14 protein-coding genes are annotated in these 21163 nt (G+C 59.0%); 7 read left to right on the forward strand and 7 right to left on the reverse strand.

Annotated features, from left to right (window positions below; all coding sequences use genetic code 11):
- Positions 1 to 14 precede the first annotated feature (14 nt).
- The gene (locus tag PMW70_RS05885) at positions 15 to 2012 is read right to left on the reverse strand and encodes a DNA gyrase/topoisomerase IV subunit B (RefSeq protein WP_055252409.1); all 1998 of its coding nucleotides are present in this window, start codon (positions 2010 to 2012) and stop codon (positions 15 to 17) included.
- A gap of 234 nt (positions 2013 to 2246) precedes the next feature.
- On the opposite strand from PMW70_RS05885, the gene PMW70_RS05890 reads away from it, so the two are divergent.
- Positions 2247 to 2807: a sugar O-acetyltransferase gene (locus PMW70_RS05890; protein WP_118376733.1), complete on the forward strand. Its 561-nt coding sequence runs from the start codon at positions 2247 to 2249 to the stop codon at positions 2805 to 2807.
- Positions 2808 to 2982: 175 nt separating this feature from the next.
- On the opposite strand, the gene PMW70_RS05895 is transcribed toward PMW70_RS05890, so the two are convergent.
- Positions 2983 to 7350, reverse strand: coding sequence for a hypothetical protein (locus PMW70_RS05895; RefSeq protein ID WP_271744159.1), 4368 nt, complete (start codon positions 7348 to 7350; stop codon positions 2983 to 2985).
- A 155-nt stretch (positions 7351 to 7505) separates the two neighbouring features.
- Entirely contained in the window at positions 7506 to 8510 is a 1005-nt protein-coding gene (locus tag PMW70_RS05900; RefSeq protein ID WP_055252404.1) for a helix-turn-helix domain-containing protein, read from the reverse strand.
- A gap of 297 nt (positions 8511 to 8807) precedes the next feature.
- On the opposite strand from PMW70_RS05900, the gene guaA reads away from it, so the two are divergent.
- Positions 8808 to 9788, forward strand: a complete 981-nt coding sequence (gene guaA / locus PMW70_RS05905; protein WP_082435590.1) for a glutamine-hydrolyzing GMP synthase — start codon at positions 8808 to 8810, stop codon at positions 9786 to 9788.
- Between the two features lie 116 nt (positions 9789 to 9904).
- Here the strand turns inward: guaA and PMW70_RS05910 are convergent, their stop codons facing one another.
- Entirely contained in the window at positions 9905 to 11053 is a 1149-nt protein-coding gene (locus PMW70_RS05910; RefSeq protein ID WP_055252403.1) for a HAMP domain-containing sensor histidine kinase, read from the reverse strand.
- The gene (locus tag PMW70_RS05915; RefSeq protein WP_055252402.1) at positions 11050 to 11724 is read right to left on the reverse strand and encodes a response regulator transcription factor; all 675 of its coding nucleotides are present in this window, start codon (positions 11722 to 11724) and stop codon (positions 11050 to 11052) included. The genes PMW70_RS05910 and PMW70_RS05915 overlap by 4 nt, the downstream gene beginning before the upstream one ends.
- Before the next feature lie 89 nt (positions 11725 to 11813).
- Here PMW70_RS05915 and PMW70_RS05920 point away from each other — a divergent pair, with 89 nt between their 5' ends.
- The 5 genes from PMW70_RS05920 (at position 11814) to PMW70_RS05940 (ending at position 19256) form a co-directional block, all read left to right on the forward strand.
- On the forward strand, positions 11814 to 11960 hold the full coding sequence (locus PMW70_RS05920) for a CD1871A family CXXC motif-containing protein (RefSeq protein ID WP_197032826.1): 147 nt from the start codon (positions 11814 to 11816) through the stop codon (positions 11958 to 11960).
- Positions 11961 to 12003: 43 nt separating this feature from the next.
- Positions 12004 to 12864: a 4Fe-4S binding protein gene (locus tag PMW70_RS05925; protein WP_233509043.1), complete on the forward strand. Its 861-nt coding sequence runs from the start codon at positions 12004 to 12006 to the stop codon at positions 12862 to 12864.
- A 35-nt stretch (positions 12865 to 12899) separates the two neighbouring features.
- On the forward strand, positions 12900 to 13862 hold the full coding sequence (locus PMW70_RS05930; RefSeq protein ID WP_117583291.1) for a redoxin domain-containing protein: 963 nt from the start codon (positions 12900 to 12902) through the stop codon (positions 13860 to 13862).
- Positions 13863 to 14088: 226 nt separating this feature from the next.
- Entirely contained in the window at positions 14089 to 15780 is a 1692-nt protein-coding gene (locus tag PMW70_RS05935; protein WP_117583290.1) for an FAD-dependent oxidoreductase, read from the forward strand.
- A gap of 221 nt (positions 15781 to 16001) precedes the next feature.
- On the forward strand, positions 16002 to 19256 hold the full coding sequence (locus tag PMW70_RS05940; RefSeq protein WP_117716805.1) for an ABC transporter ATP-binding protein/permease: 3255 nt from the start codon (positions 16002 to 16004) through the stop codon (positions 19254 to 19256).
- A gap of 37 nt (positions 19257 to 19293) precedes the next feature.
- On the opposite strand, the gene PMW70_RS05945 is transcribed toward PMW70_RS05940, so the two are convergent.
- Together PMW70_RS05945 and PMW70_RS05950 are read right to left on the reverse strand one after the other, a co-directional pair.
- Positions 19294 to 20427 (reverse strand): hypothetical protein, encoded by a 1134-nt coding sequence (locus tag PMW70_RS05945; protein WP_271744162.1) that lies wholly within the window; start codon positions 20425 to 20427, stop codon positions 19294 to 19296.
- Between the two features lie 63 nt (positions 20428 to 20490).
- Positions 20491 to 21018, reverse strand: coding sequence for a DUF3592 domain-containing protein (locus PMW70_RS05950; protein WP_271744164.1), 528 nt, complete (start codon positions 21016 to 21018; stop codon positions 20491 to 20493).
- Between the last annotated feature and the right edge of the window lie 145 nt (positions 21019 to 21163).

The raw sequence follows: 21163 nt of genomic DNA on the forward strand, positions 1-21163 counted from the left end.
TTATCGATTTGCTGCTACTGCAGGTCCAGCTGGTCCAGGTATTCCTTGCCGTGCTCGGAGATGTGACGCTTGCGGCCCGTCTCGTCGTTGCCCAGCAACAGGTTGAACATGGTCTCCATCTTGGTGACGTCCTCGGGTTCTACCTTGATCAGGCGGCGCGTCTCGGGGTTCATGGTGGTGAGCCACATCATGTCCGGATCGTTCTCACCAAGACCCTTGGAGCGGTTGATCGAGCACTTCTGGTCGCCAATCTCCTTGAGGATGCCGTTCTTCTCGAGCTCGGTGTAGGCAAAGTAGGTCTTCTCTTTGCAGTTGATCTCGTAGAGCGGCGACTCGGCGATATACACGTAGCCCTCGTCGATAAGCGTGGGCACCAGGCGATAGAGCATGGTTAGCACAAGCGTGCGGATGTGATAACCGTCGACGTCGGCGTCCGTACAGATGATGACCTTGTTCCAGTTGAGGTTGTCCAGGTCAAAGGCGCCAAGGTTCTTGATGCGCTTGTCCTTGATCTCCACACCGCAGCCCAGCACGCGCATGAGGTCCATGATGATGTCGGACTTAAAGATGCGCGGGTAGTCCTCTTTCAGACAGTTGAGGATCTTGCCTCGGACGGGCATAACACCCTGGAACTCGGCATCGCGCGAGGTGCGGATGGCGCCTGCTGCCGAGTCGCCCTCTACGATGTAGATCTCGCGACGGCTCTTGTCCTTGGAGCGGCAGTCGATGAACTTCTGCACGCGGTTGGCCATGTCGGTCTTCTGCTGCAGATTGGTCTTGATGCTCTGGCGCGTCTTCTCGGCGTTCTCGCGCGAGCGCTTGTTGATGAGCACCTGCTCCATGATCTTGTTGGCGGCGTCTTTGTTCTCGATCAGATAGGTCGAGAGGCGCTCCTTAAAGAATGCCGTCATCGCCTGCTGGATAAAGCGGTTATTGATGGCCTTCTTAGTCTGGTTTTCGTAGGACGTCTGGGTGGAGAAGCAGTTGGTCACCAGCACCAGACAGTCCTGGACGTCCTGCCACTTAATGCCGCTCTCGTTTTTGTTGTACTTGCCCTGTTGCTTGATGTAGGCATCGATGGCGCTGGTCAGAGCACTACGGGCGGCCTTTTCGGGCGAACCGCCGTTCTCGAGCCATGACGAGTTGTGGTAGTACTCCTGCATCATGAAGGTGCGCGAGAAGCACATGCACGCGGTGATCTTGACGTTGTAATCGGGCAGGTCCTCGCGGTCGCGACCGCGACGGTCAGCCTCGATAAAGAAGGGCTCGGTAAGGTAGTCGGTACCGACCTTCTCGAGCACGTAGTCCTCGATGCCCTTGGGATAGCAAAAATCCTCTTCGGAAAACTCGCCATCGTCGCCCTCAATGCGCAGGCGGAAGGTCACGTTGGCGTTGACCACGGCCTGGCGGCGCATGGTCTCGCGATACCAGTCGTGGGGAATGCTGATCGAGGTAAAGACCTCAAGATCGGGGCGCCACTTGATGGTGGTGCCGGTGCGGTCCTCGTCGCTGGGCTCGATCTCAAGCGCTTTCTTTTTGGCGCCAACGACCTTGCCTTTCTTAAAGTGCAGGGAGTACTTGTTGCCGTCGCGCCAAACCGTGACGTCCATGTACTCGGATGCGTACTGGGTCGCGCACGAGCCCAGGCCATTGGTACCGAGCGAGAAGTCGTAGTCGCCGCCCTGGTTGTTGTTGTATTTGCCACCTGCGTAGAGCTCGCAAAAGACGAGCTCCCAGTTAAAGCGCTTCTCGGAGGGGTTCCAGTCGAGCGGGCAGCCGCGGCCGTTGTCCTCTACCTGAATGGAACCATCGCGAAAGGCGGTAAGGGTGATGAGCTTGCCGTAGCCCTGGCGCGCCTCGTCAACGGCGTTGGACAGGATCTCGAAGGCGGCATGCGCGCAGCCGTCGAGTCCGTCCGAGCCAAAGATAACGGCGGGGCGCAGGCGTACGCGCTCCTCGTCCTTGAGCTGACGAATACTGTCGTTACCATAGTTTGCGGTGTTTTTTGCCATGCTCGCTCTCTCGATGCTCCTTTGCTGCGTTGTAGTCATATAGATAGTCAAGGTAGCATAGCCCAGGCCTCGGACGATTCCAACTAACACGAATTCCATCGAACGCGCGTTCGGAGTCGGTGACCTTTAGCTTCTGCGGTCATTCCCTGCGCGGCGTGGTGCTCGTGTTAAAACCGTGGCTTATCGGCTGGTAGAATTGCCGCATCAAGACTGCATGTTGTTTGAGGGGGCGCAATGACTGAGAAAGAGAAGATGGAGCGCGGGGAGTGGCATGATGCCAACTTTGACGAGGAGCTCCTGGCGCAACGCGCAAAGGCGGAGGCGCTCTGCTATGACTTTAATATGGCAAAACCCGGAAGCGACGCGCAGCTTGACGCTTTGAAATCCTTGCTCGATACCGATCTTCCGCAAGGGCTGACGGTCCTTTCGCCTGCCTACTTTGACTACGGGAGCAAGACGAGCTTTGGTGAGGGCTGCTTTGTAAACCATGGCTGCTACTTTATGGACGGCGGCTCTATCACCTTTGGTGGCAACGTGTTTATCGGGCCGTTTTGCGGCTTCTACACCGCTTCGCACCCCCTAAAGGCAAAGGACCGCAACTTGGGTCTCGAGAAGGCTCTGCCCATCGTTGTCGGCGATAACTGCTGGTTTGGCGCGAACGTGTCAGTGCTGCAGGGAGTTACCATCGGCAGCGGTTGCGTTATTGCCGCGGGCAGCGTCGTGACGGAAGACCTTCCGGATAATGTGGTGGCGGCAGGCGTCCCCGCAGTTGTCAAGAAGACCATCGAGCAATAAGGAAGCCCTTAAACGATAGTGCCCCACTGTCCTCGGTGGAATGCGGGGCGAGAAAGCCGAGCTCGATTCCGCTGGCCACATCTAATGTGTAATGGGCCGGCTCTGGGTATCCAGAACCAGCCCATTTTAATGTTCGATGAGCCGAGTCGGCGTCTCACACAAAAGTAACTAGGAGCTAGCGAGGCCTATCCGAATTGACCTCATTGGCGGTGTCTTTTTCGAGCGCCGTGCGGCGGACGCTGTAGGCGACAAGGCCGGCACCAGCTGCGGCGAGTGCTGCTGCGGCTGCGGTTAGGGGGACGTTGCTGTCGCCCGTGCCGGCGAGCGCGCCCGCTTTTCTGGAGCGCTTGTTATTGCCGTGATCCTTGCCGCTGCCAGAGCCACTGCCGCCACCGGAGCTGCTTCCGTCGGAACCACCTCCACTCGAGCCACCATCGCCGTCTACCGTCATCGGGGCGTCGTGAAGTCCTGTCGTATCCGCGCTGTCGCATACGCCGACCTGAACTTCTGAGCGTTCGCATGCCGCGTCGGGCACATGAAGCTCGTGCAGAACGGCACTCAGTGCCGAGTTTGCGCCCGGTCGGATCTCCTCGAGCGTTACGGGATCGAGCGCCACCAGATTACGCGCCTTCGCATACAGCGTGACGCGTTTGCCCACTTCGTCGCTCCAGCTCTCGGGGATGGCGAAGCTCATGCGGAACTGTGCCGTGCAACCCGGTGCCAGCACGGCGTTGCCGTTGTCGGCTACCAGCGGGTGCGTTGCAAAACGTGCGCCCAGCGTCTCGAGCGCGTACTTTACGTGTGCCATGTCGTTGGCCGAAGCGTCTTCGGCAAGCTCTGGATCGTAGATCGAAGCCATGCGTGCGTTCGCTCCGAATCCGATGGATGCGCTGGAGAACGGCTGGCTGGAGCCCTCTCGGTACAGATCGATTGTGCCGGCAGTCAGCAAAGTGTTGCCGTCGTTTCGCACCGTGACCATGAAGGATTCGCCTGCCGCTCCGGGCACCACCGCGCCCGAGGTAGCGACCGCGCCCGTCGGAGTGGCACACGCCACCAGAGGCACTTCGATGCCGTGCAGCTCTGCCTCGCTCTTCTCCGCGCTCACAATGTGCGTGGCGAGCGCGGAGAGCATGCCTCCCGACGTCAAAAATGTCGTTATCTGATCGACGGGATGGTCCAGCTCGCACATCACGAACGGCTCCGTGAACAGATCGCCTGCCAAGGTGCTGGCGAAGATGCGGAAGTGCTTGCCCATTACTGCTACCGGGTTGCCTTCTTCGTCGTAGGTTTGCCCCACCTTGCCATCGGTGTTCTCTACATAGAGCGCGCACCTGCCGTTGTTGCTTACGCTAAACGATGCCGGGCCACAGCCTGCGGCACCCACGGGCTGCGTTGCAAATGCCGATGCGCCTCGCGTCCAAGTAATATGCTGCAGCTGCTCGTTGACGGTGGCCAAAAAGCCCGAATGTTGTGGCCACGGCACCGCATGGGGCACCGTGGCGTCTGGTGGCATAACGCCCCAGCCCGCAATGGACTGGCCGATCACGGCGTACGATGCGCAGCCGCAACCGTCTGCGGTCTCGTACGCAACGGGCACCACCATTTTGCCGTTGATATTCTCGGGCTCGCTCAGCTCGATACTCGACGGTGCTTGCGGAAAGCGAAGAACTTGGCGGAACGTCAGGCTGTCGCCCAAATCATCCGACCACAGGGTAAAGCATTCCAGCGCAACCTCGGCCTCGCTGCCGAGCGCCTTCTCTGCGGTGGTTCCGCGGCGGTGGAGGTAGGCACCCGACAGGCGTCCGTCGACCAGCGTCTTGCCTACCGTGATGCGCGGGCACTGCAGGCAATGGTAGCCATCCTCTTGCAGGCGGCCGCGCGAGATGCTGCGCCATGACGTATGCGACACCACGCGGATCTCGCCATTACTTATGCGCAGGCGCACAACAGACAGTATGCCGGCTGTGCTTGCCGTATCGAAAAGGGTGTTGTCGCCGGCGGGGCGCTCGCCCGAGACCAGCAGCACGTAGGCGTCCTGGTTTCCTCTTCCGTCCGTATATTCCACCACGTCGAAGTCGTAATCGAATATGCCGTCGCGCTCCACGTCGCCCTCGCCAAACCCAAGGGGAAAGTCCACGGGCGTGGGAGCGGACCACGTGCCGTTTGCCTTTGTGTGCACCACCAGGCGCGAGCGGCCATTGTCGCCGTAGCGCACCGAGGCGATACGGAACAGGCATTCTACGCCGGCAATCATCGTTAGCTTCATGTGGGCTTCGCTGAGCACGCCGGAAAACAGCACGTTGTCGCTCGAGGGTTTTATGCCGCCACGCTCGTCCTCCGACACGCCGGCAGAATTGGCGTTCGGGTCCGCAACGGCGTTCGTTGACTGACCGATGTAGGTGTACTCATACATCGGCGCGGCATTTTCGTCGTTCTCCATCAGCGCGTGGACGAAATGTTCGACCTGTCCCGTGTCGTCGCTCTCCGCGTTCGTCTCGAGCTCAATGCGCGTGACCGCTTGATCCCAATCGCGCACGACAGGCGCGGCGTTTACGGCAGTGGCCTTAACCTCGGCGCGTGCGAGCAGCTCGGCGTTGGTGACGATGGTGGCCGATGCGATAAACTGCGGCACACCACCTGCCTCGGCGTTGCCGGCCGAGCCGAAGCAGGCATCCAGCGTATAAGGCGTATCTCCACCCAATGCCAGCTCAGAGCGTTGGAGCACATACTGGTCGCCATTGTTCACCGACATATTCCACGAATCGATGAGTGTGGGCCACGACCCCGACCAAGCCTTGGTGGTCCACTTGAACATTACGAACTGGAGTATCACATCGACATCGACGTCTGCACCTACGCGCAGCCGCGGAAGCTGGTGTCCATCTGCCTTCTCGTACCCAATGAACAGCGTGAGGGATGCGGCGCCGCGCACGGCAGACGAAGCGACGCCTGCAACGCCGGCGCCAAAGGTGACGGCAAGCCCGATCTGGATGGTGAACGAGCCCGACGTGTTTGAATAGTCGAGCGAAATGTTCTTGAAAAACGCCGCGCCGCTGCCGTGCGTGTGGGCACCCACAGCGAGCGCCAGCTTCGCCAGCACCCAAGGGTTGACGTTTAGGAAAAATGGCACCGGTCCTAGGGTAAACTGCTCGGTCCAATTGAGGTCAGTTCTTACCTGGAAGAGGGCCTTAATATTGCCGTATGCGGGGTCGTTGTTGTTACCCCAGGTTTTGCCCACCCAATCGTAGGCGAGCGAGCCGTACAGCTGTGTGGCGATATCCATCGTGAACAGCGGCGTGCAATGGTGGCGAAGGAGCTTGGTGTTTCTTGGATCGGTGCCCGAACCGGCACTCATACTTTTGTACTGATTCCACTTCCCCTCCATTTCGTCGAGGTAGCGGTTTGCCTGCTTGGCGCCCGACTCGCGCGGTGACTTCTTCCAGTACTCCGGATCCGGATTGCCCGAATCGTTCATATAGCTGGCTGGTTTGTATCCTCCGCCAAACAGCACGTATCCAGCAAACGAGAAATCGAAGAGGATCGGAAATGTGGGTATCCAGCACGTGAACTTATTGCCGCCGATGCCGGGAAACGCCGCGGGGAAATCAAACGGAGTGACCTCTTGGTCCATGGTAGTGGGGACGATAGTGGTCGAGCCCGATTCCGCCTTTGCGGCCGGCGCGGTGACAACGGCCATGGGGGATGAGAGCGTGTAGGTTTTGCCCTGATAGTCGGGGACAAAGCGCAGCTTGCACCCTTCCTCCAGAAGGCCCGATGCCGCGTCGAGAAACTTGTCTTCGAGTGTGAACGTCGCCAGATTATCCGCGCCCGATGCGCTGGCCTTGATCTGACCAATCTGCGTGACGGTTTCGGTTGAGCTGCCCGCAGCGGGCATCACTTTATTGATATGCAATGTTGCCTGCCCGCCCTGCGGCAGATGAGCCTGCACGGTAAATGCGTGCGTATCGGGCTGCTCGTTTGCCGTGTCGTCCTTCGGCAATGCCATGAACGTGGCTTCAGCGTACTGGATGTCCCATTCGTCGAATGTGAGCTGGCGGAAGTACGGCTCGCCGTCGGAAAGCGGACGCGTGGGCGTGGTTATGGCGGTGCCGCCCTGGATACGCGCAAGGGGAATCTCGACATCACGGTAGCCCGCCATGCTAATGGAGATGCCGCCGTTAAAGTCGTACGCGTCAAGGAGCGTTGCCTCGTCCACGTAGCCTTCCGAAAGAGGGGCGACCTCAAAGATGGCCGTGCCTTCGTCATCGGTCGTGGCGGTGAGCTGCTTGCCTACGGCATAGCGCGATGTGAGCGTGACCTGGGCACCTGCGATGGGCGTATTCTTGTTGGCGACGTCGACCACGACTACACCAAACATGGTGCGCGAGAGAACGAGCACCTTGAAGGGATCTTCTTCGTCGGCATAGGCCGCGGTGGGCGCGAACGGCAGCAGGAAGGCATTTTCGCTTCCCGGCACGCGAGGCAACATGATGCTCGCCAGCGAGGACGCTCCAGCAACAAGTAACGAACGGCGATCAAGCATCTTGGGCTCCCATCCCGCAAATATCGGTGGAAATAATCCAATTTTGCGAGAAGACGCTTCGTGGCGGTAGTGCCGTTCGATGGCCAAAATGTCCAAATTGATCGAGCGAAGCGCCGGGTTCCGGAACGCGTTCGATGCGCTTGGCAGCCCGGTCGCTAACGCAACATATGCGCGACCAGCTCGGCGCGTGTGCCGATGCCAAGCTTTGCGTATACGCCGGATAGGCGGTTTTTGACGGTGCCCGGCGATACTCCCATATGGCGTGCGATTTCGGCGTTGGTCCACCCACGACAGGCGAGCATGGCCATGGTGAATTCCGTGGTCGTTAGATCGTCGGCCACGTCCTCGCCCGAATCGGGGTTGTGGATGCGCCGCCAGCCGTAGCTGAAGCGGTACGTGATCTCGATGATGCGCGCGAAATCGTCAGGGTATTGCGTTTTTAGGCACGCCTCGATGAGCCCCTGTAAAAGGCCGTGGTGCTCGCCGATGAGCTCGATGAGGCCGTCGGGGCGCGCAATGTCCCAAGCGGCGCCAAAATGCGCTTTTGCGGCGTCGACGTCTTTGAGACTCATGTATGCCATGGAAGCTGCCAGGTGCAGGAACAGTTCCGAGATGGGATAGCTTCCCTGTTTCATAATTAGGGCGTTTTCCGCCATGCCCAGACTGCGGCCATATTCGCCGCGCAGGTACAGGGCATGCGCCATCACGTAGCTGGCGAACAAGCGCAGGCCTTCGGGCAGATGCGCCGCAAGCGGATAAAACTCTTCGGCAGAATACGGGGAAGGCAAGTGCAGCAGGACGCTCGCGGCCGAGGCGAACAGGATATGCGTGGCGTGGACGGCGGGCGATTCCTCGTCAGTTGGCGTATCGAGGATGCCCGCAAGGCACCGGCGGGCGTCGGCGATACGGTTGAGCGACAGACTGGCGTATCCGCAGATAAAGCATGCGGAATAGCGCAGTGCGGGATCGGTGGCGTCAAGATAGGGGCGCGCCGTCTTGGCAGCAAGGGTGGCCTGTCCGCGAAAGTACAGCGCTTCTGCCGTGGCAATGGCGCGCGAATCGGGGTCGGAAATGCCTGCAACCGCAGCGTCCATCTGCCCCGGCACAAAGGCAGTGCACATCAACGGCATGGGAACGCATGGGTAGCCATCGCAGTCCATCTTCCATCTCCCAACAGCTGGCAACAATAGCAGCAATTGTACTCCTGTTGCTCGGGACTTGAATTTGTGGGTATCGCCTACGATTGTGCCGAACGTATAAAGGAAGAGTCTATTGGCGATGCTCCCAAGGTGGCTACCGAAGCCTAGCTGACCTCGACATTAGGAAAAAATACCACCCCTGTAAAAAGCTCTGTCGCAGCGATGGGAAACGCATCTCGTTCTGCATATAATGAGGTCATGTGACGGTGCGTTTGCATACGTGTAACGCATTCCCATCGAACCGAAAAGGAGCTCTGCATGGATCCCAACAAGCGTCCCGACGACATGGTGCGTATCACCACTCCCGAACTTGCCCAGGCGTTCATCGAAGAGCAGGTCGCTGCAATCCGCGAGCAGATCGGCGACAAGAAGGTCCTGCTGGCCCTTTCGGGCGGCGTTGACAGCTCGGTTGTCGCGGCCTTGCTCATCAAGGCCATCGGCAAGCAACTCATCTGCGTGCACGTGAACCACGGCCTGATGCGCAAGGGCGAGAGCGAGCAGGTCGTCGACGTCTTCAAGAACCAGATGGACGCCAACCTGGTCTATGTTGACGCGACTGATCGCTTCCTGGATAAGCTCGTGGACGTCGAGGAGCCCGAGGCCAAGCGTAAGATTATCGGCGCCGAGTTCATTCGCGTGTTCGAGGAGGAGGCCCGCAAGGTTGGCGACGAGGTTAGCTTCCTCGCCCAGGGCACCATCTATCCCGACATCCTGGAGTCCCAGGATGGCGTGAAGGCTCACCACAACGTGGGCGGCCTGCCCGATGACCTGCAGTTTGAGCTCTGCGAGCCCGTCAAGCTGCTGTACAAGGACGAGGTGCGCGTCGTGGGCCGCGAGCTCGGCCTGCCCGAGAACATGGTTGAGCGTCAGCCGTTCCCCGGTCCTGGCCTGGGCGTCCGCTGCCTTGGCGCCATCACCCGCGACCGTCTTGAGGCGCTGCGCGAAGCCGACGCCATCGTGCGCGAGGAGATCGACAAGGCAGGTCTGACCATCTGGCAGTATTTTGCCGTCGTGCCCGACTTCCGCGCCACCGGCGTGCGCGAGGGTAAGCGCGCCTACGACTGGCCCTGCATCATCCGCTGCATCAACACCGTTGACGTCATGACCGCCGAGGTGCCCGAGCTCGACTGGGCGCTGCTCAAGCGTATTACCGCTCGCGTCACCGCCGAGGTTCCCGGCATCTGCCGAGTGTGCTACGACCTCACGCCGAAGCCCGTCGGCACGGTCGAGTGGGAGTAAGCTAACTCAGCTGGTAGGCGACGAGAACTAGCAGATGTGACAAAGGGACAGTCCCTTTGTCACATCCTCGATATTATGTGCGGGATGGTACGCCACGCGGCGTGCCATCCCGTTCGTTATTTTAATGAGCCGAGTGCGCGAGTGGGAAGAGTCACGAGCATGGTCGTTCCGCGCTCCGAGCTCTTTTCGACCTCGATGGAGCCGCCGTGAAGTGCGGCGATCTCCCAGACCAGCGCAAGCCCCAGCCCCACGCCGCCGTATGCCCTGCTGCGCGATTTGTCGACGCGATAGAAGGGCTGAAAGATGCTCGTCTGGTATTGCTCGGGAATGCCCGGCCCCTGGTCGCGCACGCGTAGCAGCACGCGGTCGCCTTCGGCGCAGGCGTTGATTTGCACGGTCGAGTTGGGCGCGCTATAGCGTATGGCGTTTTCGGTCAAGTTGAACAGCAACCGATAGATCAGCGTGTCGCTGCCGATCGTTTGCGCGTCGCCCTCACTTGTAAGCGTGATGTCTTTTTGCTCGGCAAGGGGTGCCAGGTCCGTGAGCACTTCTTCGATCATCGGCGCTAGGTCAATCACATCGTTGCAAGGGACACTGCGCAGCTCGCTCATCTCGAGCAGGGTCTTTGTCATGTGCGTCATTCGCTCGGTCTGCTCCTGCAGCAGCCCGAGCAGGCTCGCTGTATCGGCGTCGACGTCGGGGTGCTCGGCGCAAAACAGCTCGACCTGGGCCTGCATGAGCGCAAGTGGCGTGCGCAGCTCGTGCGCCGCATTGCCCGTAAACTGTCTTTGTGCGGAAAATCCCTCGTCAAGGCGGGCAATCATGTCGTTAAACGACGCGCTGCAGCGCCTGAGTTCAGAGGGCACGTCCTCGCTGATTTTTGTGTCGGCGAGGTTGTCGGGCCGCACGCTCTCGACTTGCGTCGCAAAGAAGCGCAACGGCCGCAGCGCATGTCCGCTTACAAAGTAGGCCAGCACGCCGCCGAGCAGCGTCACCGCCGCAGTTATATACCAGCTCGTCGCGCCAAACGATTCTTGGGCGTCGTTCACGACGATGGTCAGCGCGTCGTCGAGCTCTTTGTTTGTCGGGTCAAATGAGCTGGGCGAGGCCGCCTCCACCTTGCTGTGCGCCGACGCTTCTGCACCAATCGAGTCCATGTAGCGCATGCCGGAGTAGCCAACCAGGCAATTCATAAGTACGCAGGTCGAACATATCAGCAGTGCCGTCATCAACGTGATGCGCCACTGCAGCGACAACCGCTTCATTTGCCATCCTCCATAACGTAGCCTTCGCCGATTCGGTTGCGGATGGGGTCGTGCCCCAACGCGCCGCGCAGCTTTTTGCGCAGCGACGAGATGTGCACGCGGGTCGCGTTGCTAAAGCTGTTGACGCTGCTGTCCCATACGTGGTCGATGAGCTCCTCCTGGCTCACCGGCCGCCCCTGGTTAAGCATCAGGTATTCCAAGATGCCGGTCTCCTTGCGCGTGAGGGACAGGATCTCGTCGCCCACTGTGGCGAGGCGCGCCTTGGTGTCAAAGCTCAGCGATCCACAGGTTAGAACAACGTCGCTTTGTGTAAAGCGTCTGAGGGTAAGGCTGCGAATCCTTGCCGCAAGCTCGTCAAGATGAAACGGCTTGGTGAGGTAGTCGTTGGCGCCCGCATCGAGCCCCGCTACCTTGTCGGAGACCTCGCCACGTGCCGAGAGCACAAGCACCTTGGTCTCACAATCAGCTGTCCTGAGTTGCCTGAGCACGGTCATGCCGTCGACATGGGGGAGATTGAGGTCGAGCACGACAAGATCAAAGGTCTCGACATCGAGCAGATCGAGGGCCTGCTGCCCGTCGTAGCAGCAGTCGACGCTATAGGCCAAGTTGCGCAGGCTGCGTGCGATCGCATCGCACAGCGCCCGCTCGTCCTCGATGACCAAGATGCGCATAACGTTCTCCTTGCATAATCATTCACGCTTAACACGGATTTTATAGTCGGTATGGTCCAATGGGTCGCGAAACGAAAGGAGTGGTCAGATTGTTCAAAGCGATTAAGCCTGTGGCGCAGGTGGCTTTGCTGATCGTTGGGGTAGCCATGGTTGGCTTTGGAATTATGCGCGGCGAGGCAGATGCCGTGCTGGCCAAGGCAATCAGGCTGTGCTTGGAGTGTATCGGAATTGGATAAAAGAAAAAACACTGCATCGCATCTTTTAGCGCGATTTCGTGGATTGATTCAGGCGGCGGCGACGCTTGCGACCAATATTCACCTGCCTAACTTTGCCAAGGGCGGCATCTACCAGGGAGCGGGCAAAGCCGTCTGCGTGCCGGGCCTCAACTGCTACTCGTGTCCAGCGGCCTCGGGTGCGTGCCCCATCGGGTCGTTTCAGTCGGTGGTGGGCTCGTCTAAGTTTAGCTTCTCGTATTACGTCACCGGAACGCTCATTCTGATCGGCGTGCTGCTGGGACGTTTTGTATGCGGCTTTTTGTGCCCGTTTGGATGGCTACAAGAGCTTTTGCATAAGATTCCCAGCAAAAAGCTCTCCACGAAAAAGCTCAAGCCGCTCACGTACATCAAGTATGCCGTGCTGCTGTTTGCCGTGGTGCTGCTGCCCGTCTTGGTGGTTAACGATGTGGGTATGGGCGACCCGTTCTTTTGCAAGTACATCTGCCCGCAAGGTGTGCTCGAGGGCGCGATTCCGCTGTCCATCATGAACGTGGGAATCCGCTCCGCGCTGGGAAAGCTCTTTTCCTGGAAGCTCGCGATCCTCATTGTGGTTGCGGTGCTGAGCGTGCTGTTCTATCGCCCCTTCTGCAAATGGATTTGCCCCCTCGGCGCATTTTATGCGCTCATGAACAAGGTGTCTTTGCTGGGGATCCAGGTTGACCAGTGCAAATGCGTCTCGTGCGGCAAGTGCGCCAAGGTGTGTCAAATGGACGTGGACGTTACGCGTACGCCCGACCATGCCGAGTGCATTCGTTGCGGCAAATGCGTGGGCGCGTGCCCCGTCGATGCTATTAGCTTTCGCTATGGGCTGGGTGTGACGGGCGACAAACCCGCGCAGTCCACGCAAGCCTGCGAAAACAAATAGGTACCTATATAAGTTTCGATATAAACGGAGGAACCATGAAACTGTCAAAAATTGCAGCTCTGTTGATGCTGCCCGTGCTGGCGCTGACTCTCGCGGCGTGCTCTGCCCCCAAGGGCGACGCGAAGGGTGCTACGAGCGGCGATGCGCAGATTGCCGAGCTCATAGCGCAAAAGCCGTCGAGTGCCGAGGAGGCGGCCGAGCTGTACCAGCAGCTGCTGCAAAAGGAAAACGAGATCTTTGCGAGCGATAACGCCCTATGGGAAAAGGTGTTCCTTGCGGCCAACAAAGACACTCCCATGATTGAGGACGGCAAGAACTACGGTGACTTCTTGCTCGATACCATCGAGGGCGCCAAGGATCAGTTTGCGGCTGACGAGCTTAAGACGCTTAAGGCCGGCGCGCAGCAGGTCAAGGAGATCGAGGACAAGCTCATGGCGCTGGAGAAGGAGTTCCCCGGATGCGGCAGCACGCCCGGCGAGGGGGAGAGCGTCGATGCCTCGACCGCAGGCATGACTAACGGCGAGAGCGGGGAGACGAAGTTCCCCAGCTTTAAGGGCAAGGACTTGGACGGCAACGATGTAAACAGCGACGAGCTGTTCTCCAAGAACAAGGTCACCGTCATGAACTTCTGGTTTACCACCTGCAAGCCGTGCGTGGGAGAGCTGGGCGATCTGGAGAAGCTCAACAAGGAGCTTGCCGAGAAGGGCGGCCAGGTCGTGGGCGTTAATTCCTTTACGCTCGATGGCAACAAAGACGAGGTGGCCGATGCCAAGGACGTGCTTTCCAAGAAGGGCGTGACGTATAAGAACATCTGGTTTAAGTCGGACAGCGAGGCCGGAAAGTTCACCTCCAACCTGTACTCGTTCCCGACCACCTACGTGATCGACCAGAACGGTAACATTGTGGGAGAGCCGATCATGGGCGGCATCAACTCCGCTGAGCAGCGCGAGGCGCTCAACAAACTGATCGATCAGGCACTCGCGAAGAGCGAACAGTAAGTCCGTGGGACAGACAACTGAAGGGGAGTCGCTGGAAACAGCGACTCTTTTTTCTGCTTCGGGGTAGCATCATGGGTATACGTCGAAAGGGCACGCAGCTTTTCGTGCATTGCCCGAGCGGTGCGCGAAGCAACCAAGCTGTGAGTTTTCTTAAGCGTTCTGGGTATGGCAGTGTCAAGAATATCGGCGGCATAAGCGGCTACACGGGAAAGGTGGTGCGTTAGCTATGAAGGTGGTTATCGTTGGAGGCGTCGCGGGCGGCGCATCGGCGGCGGCACGTTTGCGCAGACTCGACGAGCAGGCCCAAATTGTCATCTTTGAGCGCACGGGTTTTGTATCGTATGCCAATTGTGGGCTTCCGTACTACATTGGCGGCGTGATAGAAGAAGAGAGCGCATTGACGCTGCAGTCTCCCAAGGGCTTTTGGGATCGCTTTCGCATTGCGGTCAAGACGAGTCACGAGGTGTTTGCCATCCATCCCGATTCGCATACGGTCGAGGTTCGCAATATGCTGACGGGCGAGGAATTTGTCGAGACGTATGACAAGCTCATCCTGTCGCCGGGTGCAAAGCCGATCCGCCCTGCGTTGCCGGGCATCGACTCGGATAAAATCTTTAGCCTACGCACCGTTGAGGACACGCTGCGTATTCACAGCTATGTTCGAGAGCGGCGACCGAGCAGTGCCGTCGTGATCGGCGGCGGCTTCATTGGCGTCGAGACGGCGGAGAATCTGTGCGAGCTGGGGCTCCAGGTGACCCTTCTGCAGCGTCCCGTCCAGCTTATGAACAACCTGGATTACGACATGGCGACCCTTTTGCATACCGAGGTGCGTGAGCACGGTATCGATCTGCGCCTCAAGGCCGATGTGACAGGTTTTGAGGAAGTTGATGGCCGCGTTGTCACCCATGTTGCGGGCGATGACCCTATCGGAGCCGATATGGTGCTGCTTGCCATTGGCGTGGCACCTGAGAGCCATCTGGCGCAAGAGGCGGGGCTCGAACTGGGCATCAAGGGGGCTATTGTGGTCAACGACCGCATGGAGACCTCTGCTGCCGACGTGTATGCCGTGGGCGATGCCGTGCAGGTCACGCATCAGGTGACCGGCGAGGACGCGGTCATTTCGCTCGCCGGCCCCGCCAACAAGCAGGGGCGTGTCGTCGCCGATGTCATAGCCGGCATGGACAGCTGCTACCTCGGATCGTTGGGCTCATCGGTTATCAAGGTATTCGACTTGACGGCGGCAAGCACGGGACTATCCGAAAAGGCGGCACACGCGGCGGGAATTGACTGCGACAGCGTGGTCCTGTCGCCCGGTTCGCATGCGGGTTATTATCCGGGTGCAACGCCCATGACCATGAAGGTTGTCTTCGAGAAGCAGGGATTGCGCCTGCTGGGTGCGCAAATCGTGGGCATCGATGGTGTGGACAAGCGTATCGACGTTCTGGCGACTGCCATCCAGGCAGGCATGCGCGGCGATAGGCTTAAGGATTTGGACCTAGCATACGCGCCGCCGTATTCATCGGCGAAGGATCCCGTCAATATGGCGGGCTTTATGATCGAGAACCTCAATCGCGGCATACTGGCGCAGTGGCATTGGGAGGATGAGCCCAACTTGCCACGCGATGGCAGCGTGCAGCTGCTCGATGTTCGTACGGAAGGGGAGTATGAGCGCGGGCATATCGATGGTTTCGTAAACATTCCCGTCGATGATCTGCGCAATCGCCTGAGCGAGCTCGACCGGGCCAAGCCGGTCTACGTGATTTGCCAGAGCGGCATTCGCAGCTACATTGCTTGCCGCATTTTGGCGCAGCATGGCTTTGAGTGCTTTAACTTCTCGGGCGGCTATCGCTTCTTTGCAGCCGTGACTGAGGCTCGCCGCGGCAGCGCTAACGTTATGCCGTGCGGGCTCGAAAAGTAGCGCGCATTGGAATGTGACAAAGTGACAGCCTCTTTGTCGCATCGGGGATGTTATATGCGGGATGGTGCGCCATGCGGCGTGCTGTCCCGTTCGTTTTTTGGCGCGGTTCGTTACATTCCTCACTGGTATCGGCCAAAAATGAGGATAGAGTAGGACAAACGCGCCGAACGTGAACGGCGGGGGAGCGGGCGAGCGCGCCCGCGCGAGAGAGGTTGCCGTCCATGCTGGATCTCAGAGTTATTTGCAAAAGGTACGTTACGCAGTCGTTTACGCAGGTAGCGCTCGACAGCGTAAGCCTGTCTTTTCGCGATAACGAGTTTGTAGCCATCCTGGGTCCCTCGGGTTCGGGTAAAACTACGATGCTCAACGTCATTGGTGGACTCGACCATTTCGATTCCGGCGACCTGCTGATCGATGGCATCTCGACCAAGGATTTCAGCGACCGCGATTGGGATGCCTACAGAAACAATCGCATTGGCTTTGTGTTTCAGAGCTACAACCTCATTCCGCACCAGAGCATTTTGGAAAACGTGGAGCTGGCGCTTACGCTCACGGGCGTGGGACATGCCGAGCGCCGCCAGCGTGCGCGTAAGGCGCTCGAGACGGTTGGTCTGGGCGAGCACGTTGACAAACGCCCGAACCAGCTTTCGGGCGGGCAGATGCAGCGCGTGGCCATTGCCCGCGCCTTGATCAACGACCCCGAGATTGTGCTGGCTGACGAGCCGACCGGCGCCTTGGATTCAACGACGTCCGTGCAGGTTATGGATTTGCTCAAGGACGTTGCGCGCGATCGTCTGGTCATCATGGTCACGCACAATCCCGAGCTGGCGTACCAGTACGCCACGCGCATCGTCAGCCTGGCGGACGGCAAGGTCACCGACGATTCCGACCCCTTTGATGTGGCCACGGTCGCACATCGCGAGGCAAAACCCACGCGCAAAACCTCGATGAGCTTTATGACGGCGCTGGGGCTTTCTGCCCGAAACCTCATGACCAAGAAGGGCCGTACGGCCATGACTGCCTTTGCAGGTTCGATTGGCATTATTGGCATCGCGGCGATTCTGGCGCTCTCCAACGGCGTAAACGGCTACATCAAAAAGGTCGAGGAGGACACGCTCTCAAGCTACCCGCTTACGATTTCCAAACAAGATTACGACCTGTCGTCTATGATGGGCGGACAGGGGGGCACGGATGAGGAGGCGTCCAAGGGCGAGGACTCGTCCGATGGCGCTACCGGCGGCAAGGCTCAGGGGACCGATAAGATCCCTGTGGTCACGGCCGTAAAGGACATGTTCGCAAGTGTTAAATCTAACGATATGACGAGCTTTAAGGCATGGCTTGACGACGGCGGCAACGGTATCGACAAAGAGGTCAACGCTATTCAGTATGGTTACGGCGTGACGCCGGTTGTCTATCGTTCGAGTAAGGGCGACGAGAAGCCCGTTCGCCTTGTTCCCAACGCTATGACCGAGGCCATGAGCGGAGGCGCGAGCTCGGCGGCAACGGTGAGCATGGATTCCATGGGAACGTCGGTCTTTAACGAGATGATTGACGACCAGAGCCTGCTCGACAGCCAGTACGATGTCGTTGCCGGCCATTGGCCTACGTCCGCCAACGAGGCCGTGATGGTGCTTTCGAGCCGCGGAACGGTGGGCGACTACACGCTCTACAGCATCGGCGCGCTGGATATCGATGAGCTCAACGACCTGGTTAACAGTGCCATGACGGCCGACGGCAAGGTCAAGACGCCCAAGACCGGCAGCGACTTTACCTACGACGATGCACTGTCCACGACGTTTAAGGTGTTGTCGCCGGCCGATGCCTATCGCAAAAACGAAGAGACCGGCATGTGGACTGACATGTCTGGCGACGCCGACTTTATGAAAGCCAAGGTTGCCGACGGTATTGACGTGCGCATTGTGGGCGTGGTGCGACCCAACGAGGCGGCAAACGCGAGCGCATTGTCCCCGGGCATTGCCTATACGCATGCGCTGACTCGCCAGCTTATGGAGCGTGCTGCCGATTCGCAAATCGTGCAGGAGCAGCTTGCCCACCCCGAGACGGATGTCTTTACGGGCAAGTCTTTCGATGAACTGCAAGGCGAGGCCAAACAGGGCGTGGATTTGGGCAGCATGTTCGGTGTGGACGAAGCGGCGCTGAAGAGTGCGTTCTCGTTCGATACGTCGGCGCTCTCGGGTGCGGCCGGCGGTATAGACCTTTCTGGTATCGACTTGTCCGGGCTGGACCTTGACCTTTCGGGCGTTGGGAAGGACATCGACTTCAGCGACATCATGGCCAAAGCGCCGGCCCCAGATTTCTCGGGCATCTTTGACGGTCTGGAACTCACGCCCGAGCAGATGCAGCAGGTAGGAACGCTTGCCAACCAGCTGTTTGAGGGCTTTCTGCAGTCTGATCAGTTTAAGGCGCTGTCGCCCGAAGATCTTAAGGACGCGTCAAAGCTTGCTGCCGCATTCTCGGCGTATCTTGAGAATGATGCCGCAGCCCAGCAATGCCTGGCTCAGCTCAAGGCGTTGGGCGGCGATGCCTTGGCCGAGCGTCTGCAGCAGGTGATGGGCGACTATGTGCAAAAGCAGCTGGCTCCGTATTTGCAGCAGTCTATGGATCAGGTGATGAAGGCGGTCAGCGAGCAGATTGCGACGACGGTATCAACCCAGCTCAAGGCGGGTGCGGCAGGGTTCATGGACCAAATGGCGACGCAGATGTCTTCGAGTTTTGCCAACCTGGCGAGCGCCATGCGCGTGGATGCGGGCGCCTTTGCTCGTGCCATCCACTTCAACATGGACGCCGAGGATCTGAGCTCGCTCATGATGAGCTATGCCAAGGCGTCGAAGCTCACCTACGACAACAATCTGACCACGTTGGGCTATGCGGACGAGGCGGACCCCATTTCGGTCAAGATTTTCCCGCGCGACTTTGAGGCCAAGGAGCGCGTGCTCGATTACATCGATGCGTACAACAAGCAGGTCAAAGCTGCTGGCCACGATGAGCAGGCAATCTCGTATACCGACTACATGGGCATCATCATGGGCTCGGTGACCGACATCGTGAATACTATCAGCTTGGTGCTCATCGCATTCGTGAGTATCAGTTTGGTGGTGAGCTCCATCATGATCGGCATCATCACCTACATCAGCGTGCTGGAGCGCAAAAAGGAGATTGGCATCCTGCGCGCGATCGGCGCGTCAAAGCGCAACGTGGCCAACGTATTTAATGCCGAGACCTTTATCGAAGGCCTCATTGCCGGCGTCTTTGCCATTGTCGTCGTGGTGGCCGTGAGCTTTCCGGTTAATGCCTGGGCGCTTGCGGCCAAGCAGGTGCCCAACCTGATGAGCCTGCCCGTTCAAGACGCGCTGATGCTCATTGTAATTTCGGTGCTGCTGACGGTCGTTGCCGGCCTGCTGCCGGCTCGCAGCGCATCCAAGAAAGACCCTGTGGAAGCCCTACGCTCCGAATAATGTGACAAAGGGACAGTCCCTTTGTCACATTGGGTGGCTAGCTCGTTTTGCCCATCAATGTGATACGGATGCTTGGATGGGTGTACTCGTCAAATTCATCCTCGGGATCCGTGTCAAACGAATAGTACGTTTTGATGGGGTTGTCACTCGTCCTGATGGAGATTCTCTCGTAGAGCGAACCGTTCAAAAAAGCCTGCCTAAACTCTTCGGGGAGCTTTTGCGGTGCTAGGAGCTCGGGACTCACGGTCTTGACGTCTACGGTTTGGACGACAGAGGAAAGTTCGTCCAAGTCGAGCTCGATGCGGGCGAGGTTGTCCTCAAGGCTCGCGTCGGGGTCGATCTCTGCTATGTAACTCACTTCCTTGAGCGTTCCCTTGTTGTCGAAATCCAGGTACGTATAGGTCTTCTGGGTATCGGAGTCGCCGTCGTGAAGGTAGCCGCGGACGTGATATCCGTAATCTTGATATCGCTCGTAAGGGTCATCGGCGGACACGTACTCGCATGCGGGTCCTAGCGTCTTGCGGGCGATGGCAATTTGCTCGGCCGCGGCCGCGGCGTTCTCCTGCATCTCGATGTTTCCCTGCGCCAGCTGCGGGATATAGGCGCCGCACACGATCGCGAGGGGCAGCGCCACAAGCGCGACGACCCACTTCTTTGCACGGGGGACAGGCACGCCACAGGCCTCTGCCATGGCCCTTGCGTTGGCGAAGCTTTCGGCAAGCACGTCTGCCGCGGTGGCGACGGCGCCTACGGCAGCGGCGACTTCTGCCGCGCCGCCCAGGTTGCGTGCGGTCTCGTTGTCGCTGTTCTTGAGCAGGCGTGCGGCGGCCTGCGTGCCAACAACGCCTGCGATTTGTGCCGAGCGGTCTTTCTCGCTCTGCTCGATGGCGAGCCGGTTCTGCATTTCCTTCCACTGCTTGCCGCGCATGCCAAAACGCGGCGCGAGGGCACAGTAGCAGAATATGACGAGCTCGATGGCGGTGAGCACCAAGGCGGTCATCATGCCCGTCTCTTGGAAGCCTTCGTGATGGAAGACGATGTCGTCGATCATTTCGAAAGGAATAATCAATAAGGGCAGCACGAATGCCATGGCAAGCGCCGCGCCGGCAACCTTGGGACAGATGCAGTATCGCTGGATGCGCTTACGTTCTTGTTCGGAAAGTGTTGCCATGGCTGATCCTTGGTGTCGTAACGGTCGTTGCGGCGCATGGGGCGCGGGGCGCATCAGTTTGAGCTAGCGCTGGATAAGAACATAGAGCAAGATGCTCATCGCGATGAGCAAGAAGCCTGCGATGTTAAACATCAGTGTGGCAAAGTTGCCCACGATGGGGCGTTCGACATAGCTTTTGTCTGGGTTGCTGGGGTTGTAGTACACGGTCATTTGGCTACCGAGGGGCCAAAGCTGCTCCGCGAGGGTGCCTAGGCGGGCGATGGGGCCTGTCTGCACGTGCAGCCAGCCCTTGGCGTCTTCGTGGGCGGTGGCTTGCGTGCGGATGGGGAGTCCCGACAAGCTTTTGGTCTTTATGCCACGGAATTGTTTTTTCGCGCGGTATTGCGTGCCGTCGACGGTGTATTCCAAAACGGGATTCATTCTGCCTTCACCCATAAAGCGATGGTCGATGACCGTCCCCATGGTCACGGCGGTACAGGCCTTGGCTTTCTTGCGGGCGGCGGCCTTCATGAGCGCGCTCACTCCGATAAGCAGGATGCCGATGCCCCCAACCAAGATGAGCGCGAGCAGGGATATCTGCGACGTGGTCACGGTGTTCTCCTTTGGTGCGATACCGTCATATGTGACTCAGTATAGAGAATCCCGCCATCGATGAGCTATGAACTGCGCCCCAATTCTTGGACGGGCTAATAAGCGGCCTACGCCGCACATAGGGACTGATTCCGGAATTCCTCCG

Source organism: Collinsella aerofaciens (genome assembly GCF_028209625.1).
GTDB lineage: Bacteria > Actinomycetota > Coriobacteriia > Coriobacteriales > Coriobacteriaceae > Collinsella > Collinsella aerofaciens_AM.